This is a genomic window from Nostoc sp. S13 (assembly GCF_029379315.1).
GTDB lineage: Bacteria > Cyanobacteriota > Cyanobacteriia > Cyanobacteriales > Nostocaceae > Nostoc.
The window spans coordinates 1-13741 of record NZ_JAQYWQ010000152.1 but is presented as its reverse complement, the minus strand read 5'-3'; the positions used below and the strand labels follow the sequence as shown (position 1 = coordinate 13741).

Sequence of the window (13741 nt, the reverse complement as noted above, 5' to 3'; positions counted from 1 at the left end):
GGATTTAGGGGGATCTAAAACTATTTGATACCGACAATAGGACTTTTCAAACATCCTCTTATTATTTCCAGCAAACACAACTATATCTATAAGAGTGATGATATTCTTTTTCAAATATATCTAGATTTATTTGCCTAAATCTAGATAAACAGTATACATATATACAAAATCAGATGTTCGTTAGTTACATTTTGATATATGCAATATGTATTTTATAAAGCAACAATTTCCAATTTAGTTTTATTTAACTATTTAGATAAATGGTGAGAAAATAAATATTATTTTCTCACATAAAGAAACAGAATTAATTCATGAAGTAACTGTAAATTTTATGGCAGAATATGATCATGTCTTAAATATTAAAATTATTAATAAATCAGGTGAAGTCCAATTGCAATCTGCTTAAATTTTTTCAAAAAATCCTTTGGGTCAGGTTTTGTGGTCAAAGCTAAAATGTTCATTAAGTACCTAATAAAATAAATGTTAAGATTTTTTTCTAAGCTCAGTCCGAACAAATTAATCATTTTTTTTATGAAATGTATAGTTAATAAGAAGTTTTATTCGGCTCAGTTTTAAAGCCTTAAATAGCTTCCAATAGGATGCGAAGTCAGAATATGGATGTGGGGAGTGAGTGTGGTGGGAAAAGATTATTCTCGCCATAAAGATAATGTGGTAGCGAGTCATGAATAAACAGGACTCATGCAGGGGAGACCTGAGCCAGACATCTCAACGATTAGAGTGGGAAAAGAGCCATATGCCTTATACAATTCCTAACAACAGTTGCGTTGGATGTGACAACTGCCGCCCCCAATGTCCTACGGGTGCAATCAAAATAGAGGACAATGAATATTGGGTTGATCCTGGTCTTTGTAATAATTGTGAGGGCTATTATTCAGAACCGCAATGTGTAATAGCTTGTCCAACTAATTCTCCGATTCCGTCGCAGGCGAAAAAGGGGAGATGCAAAGTTGAGCCGAGAGATGCTACCAGCTTAGACTTGTTTTCTAACGGCAAGAATAACCCATTTGCTTCGGCGATCGCTATTTGGGAAGCTTGTAACGTACTAGCACAACGTACATCTCTACATTGGGAAACCGATGAAGAAGGCTACATAAGTTACAGCCGACAAGTCAATCAAGGCCGAGGTGCGATCGCTTTTCATATCCAAGATCCATTGAAAGTTTGCGACAAGGCCACAGATTTAGCAGCAATTGAGGGGCTTGACATCAGAGCCGCTTGCATACATCTGATTTTTGCAGCTTATGCCACAGCCTTAGATCAACCTTGGGAGCAAGAATTTGCGATCGATGAACGACAAATCGAGAAATATTTGGGGATGGAGAAACGCAAAGACTTGAGCAAAGCTGCCAAGCTGGCTTTAATGAAAAATATTGTTCAGCAAGCTTGCTCCCTGATTATCTCCATTGACTGGCCCCAACAAGGTCGAATTAACGGATTCTCTGTTACAGACAGCCGCTTATGGCACTTGGTAGACATTCAGCACCACTTTCAAGAAGACAATCTCGGATGCAAATATCTGATTGGGCTAACTTTTAAAGTAAAAGCAGGCATTTGGGCACAATATTTCTTAAACAAACAAGCATGTAAAGAGCGAACCGCATTCTATCAATATGGCAGTCTCCCGAAAACAGTGCTAACCACAGTCATGAGCATTTGGCAACAACATGAAGGCGCAGTCCGACTAATGCTGTGGTTGCTGTTTAAAACCAAAATGGGCAAGGAACAACGTATTACCATTCCTACCTTGCTGCGTATTGCTTACGGTGAAGAAAAAGTCGCCCTTGCATCCAGACAACGGGAAGAACGTAAACGTCTGCTGCGAACTTTTGAGAGCGATTTGGAAATTCTCAATCACTATGGAATAAAACCACTTTTCGATCCAGTTACCTACCCACCAGAAATTCAACCTTTGTGGGCGAAATTAGTTGATCTTCCTGAAGATCCAGATGAAGCATTAGAATTTTGGACTAATGACGGTGGTGCTGAAACTCGCCTCACAGACACAGGCCCGCGTGGTAAGTGGAATCTGCTAATGAATGCGCGAATTTTGGCTTTTGAACTCCCACCAGAATGGGAACAGCAAATTTCAGAATCGGAAAAAAAGCAACGACGAACTGCTAAAGCCAAAAGGAAGCCCAAAGCTACAAGCGATTTGCTGGGTGAACAGATTTTGCAGGCGCGAAAAAATTTGAATCTCTCCCAAAGGGAGTTAGCAAAGCTTACAGGTAAAAGTCAAAGCTGGATTAGAGATATCGAAAATGGTCGTTTAAAAGCCAAATTAGAAGACCAAATACTCTTACGGAAAGTCTTAAATATGGCTTCATCTTAATTTTGGATTGGCAATTTAGAATTTAAACGCAGAAGAGCGCAAAGGAACCCAGAGTCTTACCAAATTTAGTTCACTACGAATTAATTAAAAGCTGTATATAGTAAAAAATTCTACTAATTACTAACAAAACCTCTGCGTTATTTTGCGTTTCACTTTGCGTCCCTCTGCGTTTAAAAAATCTTTACTTTTATGTACTATAACTCATCACTTTATTAGAGGTAAGCCAGAGACTACCCACAGCATATTTAGTAACTACTAACTCTTGTGTAGCATTACATGAACTCTTCAGTTGTTGAGTTTTAGTTTCATCTTTTAGAAGTTTAGCCTGGTAAGTGTAGAAACAACCAGAAGGCTTTTCAAAACTTAGTTCAGCGAGAATAGTATTATTATCTAAACTTTGCTCCAAAATTTTGCCTGCAACTTTGTAGTTAAACCAATCCCATCCGTTCTGGAGGATTAGTTCTCTTTCCAAAATCTGAAGTGCAGCAGGTAGAATTCCCCAGCCTCGATAGACTTTATTTAAGCATTGAATATCGCCAGTCCGGGTTAAAATCGATCTGAATGAATCTTGATCAAGAACACCGTAATATCTTCCTTCTGGTAAGTCTATAACTGTTGGTGCAAAGCGATGTCCACCAAAGTGTGATGATTTCCAAATTCGCACATTGTCCAAGCACAAATCAGCAATAGTCGCTGTTAACTTGAAGTAAAAAGGAGCGCCATATCTGGCACAGCACTTATCATGGCTACCGTGGGTACACACCAAAATATCTCTAGTTGTACTTATTTCTACGTCAGAATTAGAATTGATACGCCGTAACCATTTTTGGACAACTGCTGCTACTTGCTCAATATTTGTTAGCTTAAACTCTTGCTTAGAAAAACCATGACTCAGCCCCTCTTTTCTTTGATAAATCAAAAGTGTAGTGTAGTTTACTTTGTGTGATATATCATTAGCAATTAAGAGGAATCTAATTGGTAGTTTAGCACGCTTCACTTCTTCTACCAAAATCCTCAAATTCTGGGGCACCCACTTGGAATTAAAGGCTTCTGATGTCCAAGGTAGAGGACACTCAACTAAAATATAGGTTTGGTAATTGGTGGCATTACCAATAATATCTTCTCCTACTTGCCGTGAATGGTCAGAACAAAAAACAGTATTCATCTAGCTATACTCATTAGCGTATTTTATGGACAAAAGGTATTAGAAACTACAATTGTGTTCTCAGCTACAATATCCTTAACTTAAGGAGATAAAAAAGAACAATATGTATTTGCCAGTTCAAACTAGGTAGCCATTTTATAACATCATTTCTAATCAACCTCTTCCCCGTTAATAAATTCTCCACAATAGAGATAAATAGTATCAAGAGATATTTTTCCGTAGTAGCGGCGTTAATTTTGTATCTAGTTTTATAGTTATCTGGTATTTCATAAATTTTCACTTGCTGAAACTCGGTTTTTCGGAAGTTGGTTTTTTTAGCAAAATCAAATATATTACTTGATAAACAGTTGCTGCTTTGGCAAGCCAATACTGTTTTAAGACTTTTTCCAGCCTATCTGCTTTTAATGTATCTGTAGATTTATACATATTGCGAATTTTTCTCAATTAGTTGAGAAAAATAAAAACAATTAAATCAGGGGTAAATGCTTTACTGCCCCTTACGCCATACGCGATAAATTAATGAGCAAAACTAGTGACTAATTATTAGTAGCATCACTAATGATCAACAAACCTGGTATTTAGCCCTTTACCTCATCTAACTTCCTGAAGCTGTTGTCAGGGTTTGATGATAGGCATCTGCTTTGACTGTAACTGAAGTCAATAATAAATGCAAGTATTTGATAATCTTTACAATTTCTTTACAATTTGTAGCCTTCAGGAGGTTGGCTAAATCAAGGTTAAGTGACAAATTATTGCTAGTAAGGGCGCACTTACTAATCCAAATATCTGTAGCTATGGCGATCGCATATTTCTACTTTCATGCAGAATTGAATCATTTTTTACCACGGCATCACAAGCAAGTGAGAATATCTCATTTTTTTGACGAGAAAGTCTCAATTAAGGACATGATTGAGTCGTTGGGTGTCCCTCATCCAGAAGTTGATTTTATAGAAGTTAATGGTGAATATGTAAATTTTTCTTACATAGTTTCGGATGGAGATACTATCAATGTTTATCCAATTTCAGCTAGGAGTATTCTTATACCAAGCGTTTCTGTTCTGCCAAAACCGCTTAGTATTATCCGCTTTGTTTTAGATATTCATTTGGGGAAGCTTGCGACATCTCTACGACTTTTAGGTTTTGATACTTTATACCGCAATGACTATGAGGATGAGAAATTAGCCCAAATATCCTCCAGCCAAGCGCGGATTCTCTTGACTCGTGATAAAGGTCTATTGATGCGTAGTTTGGTAAAGCACGGGTATTATGTTAGAAACACTAACCCTCAACAACAAATTCTAGAAGTACTGCAACGCTTCGACTTGTTTAAATTAATCTCACCATTTCAAAGGTGTTTGCGCTGCAATGGATTATTAGAACCTGTAGATAAGCAATTCATCATTGACCAAGTGCCAGAAAATGTGCAATCGCAGATTGATCAATTTCAGCGTTGTGAAGACTGCGATCGCATTTATTGGAAAGGTTCCCATTATGAACGATTACAACAGTTTGTTGATGGAGTACTTAACTCCCAAAGAGGTGAGTAACTTAGTCATGGCAATTATTTAACCAGCCGAAATATTCCCACTAATTATTTGACTACCCCCGATTCTGGGATCTTCATCTTCGCGATTCAAATCATCAAGAGTGGGGTTTTGCTTACTCTGTCCACTAACTTCGTCTGGTTCAATAGGATCTGCCTCTTGAGCTTTATCGATATCAAGAGAGCGAGGAGCTTCTTTGGCGTGAGAGAAATCGATGAATGGATTGGGTAGCTCGGGAGTCATAAGTTACTAAATTATTATGCAATTTTCTATAGTGTTGAATTTATTTTGTTTGCAAACATCTTTCTAGAGAAAGAAACCACGTATTGTCATAATTCAAAAGAGGTATAAAAAATTATGACATTAATTTTAGCTCTCGATTTTGGTGGAACTAAGCTGGCGGCAGCATTAGTAAATATCGGTTCTAGAAAATGGTTGCGTTATGAACGTCGCCTTTCGCCAGCAAATGCAGATGCTAGTACTGACTTGGAAATTATGCGAACGCTCATTTACTCGCTGCTAGAAGACGCAAAACCCGCTGCGATCGGTGTCAGCTTTGGTGGCCCAGTAGACGCTTCTACAGGGACGGTGAGACTATCTCATCATGTCGGCGGATGGGAAAATATTCCCCTCAAAGGTTTGTTGGAGGATGAGTTTGGCATTCCTGTTGGTGTAGACAATGATGCTAATGTTGCGGCTTTAGGTGAACATCGTTTTGGTGCTGGTGAGGGATATGATAGCCTGTTTTACATAACTGTTAGCACTGGCGTGGGTGGCGGTTGGATACTCAACGGTAAGCCTTGGCGGGGTGCTGGTGGGATGGCTGGCGAAATTGGACACATGGTTGTAGATCCTGCTGGGCCAGTTTGTTTATGTGGTAAGCGGGGATGTGTGGAACGTTTGGCGTCGGGGCCTTATATGGCGCAAAATGTTAGGGAAATTTTGGAAAAGGAACCGCAGAGGCGCGGAGGACTCAGAGGTGGAGAGGTTTTGAAGGGTTTGGTGGGGGATAATTTAGAGTTACTGACAGGGCAGTTGGTAAGTGAAGCTGCGGCGGCTGGTGATGATTTGGCTAAGGAAGTTTTGTATAAGGCTGCTTGGGCGCTGGGTGTGGGTATTGGCAATGTGGCGAACTTGATGAATCCGCAGCGCTTTGTGTTGGGAGGCGGTGTGACGAAGGCGGGGGCGGATTTTTGGCAGGTGCTGCAACGGGTGGCGCGGGAGACGGCTTTACCGGAGGTTGATTTTGAAATTGTGCCGGCGGTTCTGGGGGATGATGCGCCATTGTGGGGGGCTGTGGCGATCGCTTTGATCGCAAATCCCAAATTTGTAAATGAGTGACGGGTGGAGCGTATTAAGTGCAAACAGAATTAGTTATTTTTGATTGTGATGGAGTATTAGTAGACAGCGAAGGATTAGGCAATCGCGTTCTTGTGGAATTTGTCGCTGAGTTTGGACTTGCAATGAAACTTGAAGAAGCCATTTTGTTATTTAAGGGTTGCAAAATGGCTGATTGTGTTGCTGTCATTGAGCAAAGACTTGGGAAAAAGATGCCGCAAGATTTTGTAACTCAGCTTCGTTCCCGTACTGCTGAAGCATTCGAGCGTGAACTTCGTTCTGTCAAAGGAATAGAAGCAGCTTTAGACAAGATTAATCTACCTATTTGCGTTGCTTCCAGTGGCCCACCAGAAAAAATTAAGTTAGCTTTGCGTATAACTAATTTACTGCCTCGATTTGAAGGACGTATCTTCAGCTCATATGAAATTGGAAGTTGGAAGCCAGCACCTGACTTATTCTTATACGCGGCTAAAAATATGGAAGTTCAAGCTGAATCCTGTACGGTTGTAGAAGATAGCGTTTTGGGTGTACGTGCAGGTGTTGCCGCTGGTATGAGAGTTTTAGGTTACACCGAGCAAAGTGAGGCTACTCTATTTGAGGCATGTGGAGCGCGTGTCTTTTACTCCATGTACCAACTGCCTTCTTTGTTATCACACCATTAGACTTATTGCATGAATCAGAGGATGTATAATTCCGAATCAGAATATTTCAAGTCATAAGATTTTTTACTCTCCCAGTTAGTAGGCACTAAATTTATCTCATTTCCATCTTAAGTCAGAACTAAATTATCCCGGTGAATCACGGTTTCTACACCCGCATAACCTAAAATTGCCGGAATTTCCCGTGAATGACGCCCGCGAATCTTTTGCAGATCATTGCTGTTGTAATTCATAAGTCCTCTAGCAATTTCGTTACCGTTGGTGTCACATAGTTGCACAGCATCTTGTGTGCCAAACTCTCCTTCTACTAGCTTAATTCCAGCAGCTAATAAAGATTTTCCCGCTAGAGAAATTGCCGCGATCGCACCTTCATCTAAATACAATTTACCCGCAGGTACAAGTCCATAAGCTATCCAACGTTTACGCGCCGAAGTTGGTTCAGGTTGCGGTTCAAAATGCGTCCCAATAAGTTCACCTTGGATAATTTTTTCGATATTCCGGGGAAATCGCCCTTGGGTAATTACAGTCCGAACTCCAGCCGCGATCGCAATCCTCGCAGCCGAAATTTTTGTCACCATACCGCCAGTACCCCACTGAGAACCTTGGGAACCTGTTTGTATTTGTAATTCTGTTAATTCCTTAATGCTACTAACTAAAGCGATCGGTCGCGCATCTGGTACCGAACGCGGATCAGCTGAGTACAGCCGATCGACATCAGTAAGCAAAAATAGCCAATCTGCTTCTACTAAACTGGCAACCAATGCCGAAAGGGTGTCATTATCACCAAACTTTAGTTCGTCTATTGCTACAGTATCATTTTCATTTACTATGGGAATCACTCCCAGTCTCAGTAGTTCCTGAAAAGTGTTGTAGACGTTGAGATAGCGGCTGCGCTGTACTAAGTCGCTACGAGTCAGTAATACTTGAGCGATCGCCTGTTGCAGAGTAGTAAATAAATCATCGTATATACGAATTAACCTGCCTTGCCCAACTGCTGCTACAGCCTGTTTCAGTGCGATCGCTTTGGGACGTTCAGTTAAGCCCAATCGCGCACAACCTACCCCCACAGCACCAGAAGAAACCAAAATCACCCGATGTCCCTGGTGTCTTAAATGGCAGAGTGTTTCCGCCAAGGTAGCGATCGTAGAAAGTGCTAATTGTCCTGTTTCTGGTTGAGTTAGGCTAGAAGTGCCGATTTTGACAACAATTGTTAGTGGCATCTTTCAATTTTAGATTTTAAATTTTAGATTTTAGATTAGACATCTTGCATAAGTTTTTTTAGACTTGCCCTAAGGCACACCTATGCGAACAAACCAAAGCCTATGGAAACAGCCTTTTAGGTTTTAAATCCACCCATAGAGAAGTCTATTTTAGATTCAATCCAAAATCCAAAATCTAAAATCCAAAATTGTAAAGCGCCAATCCCTCTATAGTGAAGGTTGACGCTTTACGGGAGTATATTTACTTAGTATGCCTTAGGGTCTTTTTTGGCTGACCCCATGTTATTAATACTTATGATCCCCGATTTTTGGATTCCATGAAGATTCCTTAATTATTTCTTTAGATTTACTTTCCTGACGATTTCTTAACTTTTGTGAATCTTGGTTTTCTTGGGGGTAATAGAAGCTCCTAAGATTTCTGATATCCAGACTTCAAAGTTGCGGATCGGATGAGAGCGGAGAGCCGCGTCGGCATGAACAATCGGTTCGACTAAAATGGTAAACATCCCCAGGCGATTACCTGCTAAAACATCGGTAAACAAGCGATCGCCTACCATCCCCACTTGATGCACTGGTAGATCCATTCCCCTAAGTGCTGCTCTTATTTTGCGTCGGGAAGGCTTGGCTGCACCCAAATAGTAAGGTAGATTGAGCGATCGGGCAATTCCACCAATTCGCGCTTCACTTAGGTTATTACTCACCAAGCACAATGCAGTACAGATGCGAATTTGCTCCACCCACTCTCGTAGTTCTGGGGAAGCTATCCCTACTGTAAAGGGTACTAAGGTTTCATCTACATCCAATACCAGCCCCTTCAGCCCGTATTTTTGGATAATATCTGGTGTTAGGTTCAATACTGAACCCTCTAAAATCAAGTCAGGCTGTAAAAGATTGTTCCAGGTCATAGTCAACAGTCAAATGTAGAGAGCTTCAGACAAATGAGCATAACCCAATATAGTTTAGTTAGTCGAACTCGATCCTGGAATATCTCCCTGAACACTTTGAGATAAAATTCCTAAAGTTTTATCTATATCTTTGATGTAAAAATTACTCAAATCAATAAATATATCATTTTCTGCTAACTTCAAAAACTTCCAAATATCCCCCCTTGTTACCGCGCCGTAAATTTTTCTGATTTCATTTCCTTCTTATTGATTAAATAATTGTGCTGCCAACATTGCCGCCGCACATTCACCAAATCCACCTTTAATATTTTCATTTTTGGCTTCAATAATAACCACCACAGGCACATTAATTGTTAGTTGCTCTTTAGAACGACTAATGATAAACTTACAATAGCCATTCAGACCTTTTTTTACATCTACATTAAAATCTGTTCCTGAAAATAAACTAATTGGATAATTATCCCTACGTCTTACCTCCAACAATATCGGAGTGATAATCATTTCTGAACGAGCTTTTTCAGTATTAATTGCTAAAGCCAGTTCTGTAGTTTCTTCTAAAGAATTTTTGAGTTTATCACTTGCCTGTAAAGGTTCTATATCGGCACATAAATCAGTTTCTTCATCAATGCGGATGCTGAATGACTTTTTAAATTTACTTAATGTAAAGTTGCTATAAGTCATTTTCAGCATCTCATACCAATTTTGGATTTTGGACTTCGGCTTGTCTCCAAGACGCTACGCGTAGCTTCCCCGTAGGAGTACGCTCAGTCGAACGATTTTGGATTTTAGATTTTAAATTGAAAATCCCTACAAAAATGCTTTTTCCAGGATTTTAAACAATACTAATTGTCCCAATTTAATGTCAATGTTTCATTGCTTCCACATTTAAAAAGACATGGCAAAAGGTTTAAGTAGATTTTGATTAAAATGAAAAATTCCCAATTAAAAAATTCAAAATGAAACTGTTGCATTTTGAATTTGTAATCTTATTCGACTTCATTAAAAAGATGTTCCTCTAATAAAGGTTGCACTTTGCGAAACTCCTCTGGAGAAAGTAATTCAGGTTGACCTGTTTTCGCTATCCGTGCAAAAAACAACAGGGGATCGAGGGGTGTATAAATTGCATACTCCTGATCCTCATCATAAAAGCTAGCGAGTAGCTGTAATTGCTCAGGCTCTAAATCTGCCTCTTCGTCTTCGATTTCTAAGGTGAAGAGTTCTGATTCTTCAACTGGCGGTAAATCACCTGCAACTGTCAAAGCATAGGCTGTATTCTTCAATATCAGGTTCTGCTCAGATAGTACAGCTTGGGCAGTGGCAAAAATTTGCTCAATGGTGGTGTCATCTTCTACCAGAACCGCTTCTTCTTCCTCACCCTCACCTTCCCAAGAAAAAATTTCTACAGGTGAGTCTACAGGAAGAAGTAAAACGTATTCTTGTCCATCTACCTCCAGGGAATGCTCTATATAACATTCGAGCGATCGCCCTTTGTCATCGGTTAAAGTGATGGAACCCGCATGAGCGTTATCATTTTCTTCAGGAAATGGAGAGGAAAACATAGCCGAAATGTAGAATTTTAATAAATACCAGCAACTTTGAAAATCGCTTAACTATTTAATCACAGATGATGTGAACCAAATAGCTTTACACGTAGATACAACTGCTGGCTAATCGTTTTCAGAATATCATGTTAAAAGGTATCAATACTCAATAACCGCCACTGAACTGCGGGAACTGGCACGCTTAATATCCAGCCATTGTTGTAAAATCAAAGCGGCTGCCTTGCGGTCAATCAAGCCTTTATGGCGTGATGGGGAGCGGTTCTCAGCTATCAGCAGTTGCTCTGCTTGAAATGAAGTTAATCGCTCATCCATATATTCCACAGGCAGTTTCAGTGCTCTAGCAAGTCTTGTAGTAAATTTCTGAACTTGACGTGCCTGAAATCCTAGTGAGCCATCCATTGAATAAGGTAAGCCCATAACTAGAATTTGCACCTCACGTTCATTAACTATTTGTCGGATTTGCTCCACATCCTGCTCAAAAGATGTGCGCTCAATTGTGGTGATCCCCGTGGCAATTAAACCCGTGCGATCGCACCCGGCCACACCAATCCGCTTGCGACCGAAATCTAGTCCCAACGCTGAAATAAACGGTTTTGCTTGCTCCTGGGATATCACACTAATTCTCCTGCTGTGCATCTGCTGATTCTGGAATCGGCGATGCTTCCATGCTAGGGTTTTTTCCTGAAAAGTTAATCGGTTCTGACAAGCTTTGCAGTGGTTTATCTGAGGATGGCAACTTTGGTGGTTGTATCCATGACATACCTCCTGGTATAGGTTTACGTGACGGTTGTAGACCTTGCAGCATATCAGTCCACTGAATTCCTTCTAAGGAGACGAATTTAGACTCCCGTAGCTTGTGCCACACAGAGCGAGACATGACTAATGTATGTTCTATGCGTTTTGCCCCAATTCGCTCCAAATACTCTTCTCGCTCTGCCTGATAGTCTGAGGAAGCTAGTTGCAACCCTTGTTGGGGAAAATCTTGGGCAATACGAGCCAGTTGAGATAGTAATTCTGGATATAGCCAGGTGTAAGCAGGATGAACCGTCAGTGTTGCAACGTGGGGAACTTCACCCTTACGGTCAAGTTGTACCTGAAAATAGCCGATCGCAGCTTTGCGTTGCGGTTCAAATACGTAACCACTAACTACTTCCATTTTGGTCAACCATTGCTTCACTGCATCAGTTAAAGCACCGAACAAACTGGTTTTAAAGTCGCGGGTGTTACGGTCAAAAACCTGACGTACTAGAGGTGGCATCGATGCCGTATCTAGTTGATATAGCAACTGGGCATCAGCATTACTCACTGGCAAGAGGTTGGGCAAGTCTGGCTCTGCTTGTGCCAATTCAGCCAACAATTCTGACCCAATTTCCCAGTATGTCATTTCTGCCAGACGCTGGAATCCATTTTGTCGATATAATGCTAGCGCCTCAATGTCGTTGATGTTAACTTCCAGTAACCAAGTGCGAGCTTCCAAAATCGATTCAAAGCAATGACGCAAAAGTTGTGAGCCTATTCCTTGTTTATCGACACCACGCTCCAACAGCACTTGATCAATTCGCCAAGTGCTGCGTGTCCGGTTAAACGGTGACACTTGAATCATTCCTAGAAGCATCCGCCCTTGCTCTGCAACGTAGGCACAAAGGCGATACTGTAGCGGGTTAGGAAACCAACTCAAAAATTTGAGTAATCCATACCAGCGACGCAGCCTTTGCATCTGGCTGATGGCAAAACCTGCTCCCTTGGGAGTGAGGGCTGCGAATGACTCTTGAGTTATGCGCTCAATCCCGTCCAAATCCCGGTATTGGACTGGTCGGATAACAACGCTGAGGTTTCGGGGAAGTAATGAAGTCATTTTTATTCGAGCCGCCATTTAGCCTTAACTAACTGCTCTTCAAACGTACTGCTGCAATAATCTTAACTAGTTTCTGCCCTCTACTATTGCGCCAAAAGGGTGATTTGAGTAACTTAATACTTAAAAAAGCAGAAAAAGCAGACCTTGTGAGAACACCATTGGCATTGACCCAACAACATCTGCCTTTATTTTATGGGAATTTTGATTAAAATTTGTATATATTTATAGCCCTTGTCGAGAAACGAGCTTTTCAAAGTGGGCTTGGGTTTGATGGAGTAATTGGTGGCGACTATCTACCAGTGTTTGTTTCAGGGTTGGAACAAGATTGCGAGCTTGTAGAGTCATGTGAAGTTGCAAGTTGGCGACATATTCACTGAAATCTTGATTCACTTCATCTGCGCCCGCATCCGTTAATAAATTTGATTCCATTGCCACTGTGTTCTCCTGTGTTAATCCTGTGCTGTCTCTAGACATGACCAAAAATTATCACGTTCTTTGGACTAACCTCTTAATTTGCAATGAAGTTTAACGCTTCTTAGGGATAGCGATCGCTGTCGAGTTTTCATTTGCCCATTAAAATCTCAAACCAACACCACCCTGTACTGAGATAGCTGTACCACTGCTATCACGGTAGGCATCAAAAGCGATAATGGCGTTGCCAAAAAGGACAGTATTGCTATTTGGGATCATATAATCAATGCCCGGTTGTAAAGCAAAACTAATTTTGTCGCCTACAGGAGAAGATCCACCACCACCAGCCAACACTAACCCAGCACCCAGGTAAACATCAGCTTGCCAGTTGAGTGGGAAATCGTAAGAAACCGTTGGCACAACTGCCGTATTATTACCAATTAACACTTGAGCGCGGAGTGAAATCGGTGCTTCCAAAAGCTTGTAGCGGCCCGCTATCACCCCCCCGATTTGGATACCATCAGTAAAACCAATAGCGGGGCCTATACCGATATAACTGCCATAGGCTACTTGAGCTTGCGCTGGTTTAGTACTCGCCAGACTCAAGACCAAACTAGCCCCCAAAACTGAAACCAAATATGGAATATACTTCATAACCCAACTCCTCACACCAATTAGTCATTAGTCATTAGTCATTAGTCATTAGTCATTAGTCATTAGTCATTAGTCATT

Annotated in this window: 13 protein-coding genes and 1 pseudogene; 4 read left to right on the top strand and 10 right to left on the bottom strand. The window is 40.8% G+C overall.

Features of this window, described 5'->3' with window-relative positions; genetic code table 11:
* Positions 1 to 754 precede the first annotated feature (754 nt).
* Positions 755 to 2350 carry a helix-turn-helix domain-containing protein gene (locus PUQ00_RS29485; RefSeq protein ID WP_300423237.1) on the top strand — a complete coding sequence of 532 codons (1596 nt, stop codon included), beginning with the start codon at positions 755 to 757 and terminating at the stop codon, positions 2348 to 2350.
* Positions 2351 to 2537: 187 nt separating this feature from the next.
* On the opposite strand, the gene PUQ00_RS29480 is transcribed toward PUQ00_RS29485, so the two are convergent.
* Positions 2538 to 3515: a sucrase ferredoxin gene (locus PUQ00_RS29480; protein WP_300423235.1), complete on the bottom strand. Its 978-nt coding sequence runs from the start codon at positions 3513 to 3515 to the stop codon at positions 2538 to 2540.
* 794 nt (positions 3516 to 4309) lie between these two features.
* Between PUQ00_RS29480 and PUQ00_RS29475 the strand changes: the two genes are divergently transcribed.
* The gene (locus PUQ00_RS29475; protein WP_300423239.1) at positions 4310 to 5062 is read left to right on the top strand and encodes a Mut7-C RNAse domain-containing protein; all 753 of its coding nucleotides are present in this window, start codon (positions 4310 to 4312) and stop codon (positions 5060 to 5062) included.
* A gap of 18 nt (positions 5063 to 5080) precedes the next feature.
* On the opposite strand, the gene PUQ00_RS29470 is transcribed toward PUQ00_RS29475, so the two are convergent.
* Positions 5081 to 5302: a hypothetical protein gene (locus PUQ00_RS29470; RefSeq protein WP_300423233.1), complete on the bottom strand. Its 222-nt coding sequence runs from the start codon at positions 5300 to 5302 to the stop codon at positions 5081 to 5083.
* Between the two features lie 114 nt (positions 5303 to 5416).
* On the opposite strand from PUQ00_RS29470, the gene PUQ00_RS29465 reads away from it, so the two are divergent.
* Both PUQ00_RS29465 and PUQ00_RS29460 read left to right on the top strand, forming a co-directional pair.
* A complete protein-coding gene (locus PUQ00_RS29465) occupies positions 5417 to 6400 on the top strand; it encodes an ROK family protein (RefSeq protein WP_300423232.1) in 984 nt (327 codons plus the stop codon).
* Positions 6401 to 6417: 17 nt separating this feature from the next.
* A complete protein-coding gene (locus tag PUQ00_RS29460) occupies positions 6418 to 7059 on the top strand; it encodes an HAD family hydrolase (RefSeq protein WP_300423231.1) in 642 nt (213 codons plus the stop codon).
* A gap of 107 nt (positions 7060 to 7166) precedes the next feature.
* Here PUQ00_RS29460 and proB read toward each other — a convergent pair whose 3' ends face one another.
* The 8 genes and pseudogenes from proB to PUQ00_RS29420 form a co-directional block, all read right to left on the bottom strand.
* On the bottom strand, positions 7167 to 8276 hold the full coding sequence (gene proB / locus PUQ00_RS29455) for a glutamate 5-kinase (RefSeq protein ID WP_300423229.1): 1110 nt from the start codon (positions 8274 to 8276) through the stop codon (positions 7167 to 7169).
* Between the two features lie 365 nt (positions 8277 to 8641).
* On the bottom strand, positions 8642 to 9181 hold the full coding sequence (locus PUQ00_RS29450) for a YqeG family HAD IIIA-type phosphatase (RefSeq protein WP_300423227.1): 540 nt from the start codon (positions 9179 to 9181) through the stop codon (positions 8642 to 8644).
* Between the two features lie 54 nt (positions 9182 to 9235).
* A pseudogene (locus PUQ00_RS29445) lies at positions 9236 to 9862 on the bottom strand (hypothetical protein).
* A gap of 305 nt (positions 9863 to 10167) precedes the next feature.
* Positions 10168 to 10740 carry a DUF3727 domain-containing protein gene (locus tag PUQ00_RS29440; RefSeq protein ID WP_300423226.1) on the bottom strand — a complete coding sequence of 191 codons (573 nt, stop codon included), beginning with the start codon at positions 10738 to 10740 and terminating at the stop codon, positions 10168 to 10170.
* 141 nt (positions 10741 to 10881) lie between these two features.
* Positions 10882 to 11379 (bottom strand): Holliday junction resolvase RuvX, encoded by a 498-nt coding sequence (gene ruvX, locus PUQ00_RS29435; RefSeq protein ID WP_300423223.1) that lies wholly within the window; start codon positions 11377 to 11379, stop codon positions 10882 to 10884.
* Complete coding sequence (locus tag PUQ00_RS29430) at positions 11360 to 12616, bottom strand: GNAT family N-acetyltransferase (RefSeq protein ID WP_300423221.1); 1257 nt, start codon at positions 12614 to 12616, stop codon at positions 11360 to 11362. Before PUQ00_RS29430 ends, ruvX begins: the two co-directional genes overlap by 20 nt.
* A 204-nt stretch (positions 12617 to 12820) precedes the next feature.
* Positions 12821 to 13027, bottom strand: a complete 207-nt coding sequence (locus tag PUQ00_RS29425; protein ID WP_094352643.1) for a hypothetical protein — start codon at positions 13025 to 13027, stop codon at positions 12821 to 12823.
* Positions 13028 to 13171: 144 nt separating this feature from the next.
* Positions 13172 to 13663 carry a hypothetical protein gene (locus PUQ00_RS29420; RefSeq protein WP_300423218.1) on the bottom strand — a complete coding sequence of 164 codons (492 nt, stop codon included), beginning with the start codon at positions 13661 to 13663 and terminating at the stop codon, positions 13172 to 13174.
* Positions 13664 to 13741 lie beyond the last annotated feature (78 nt).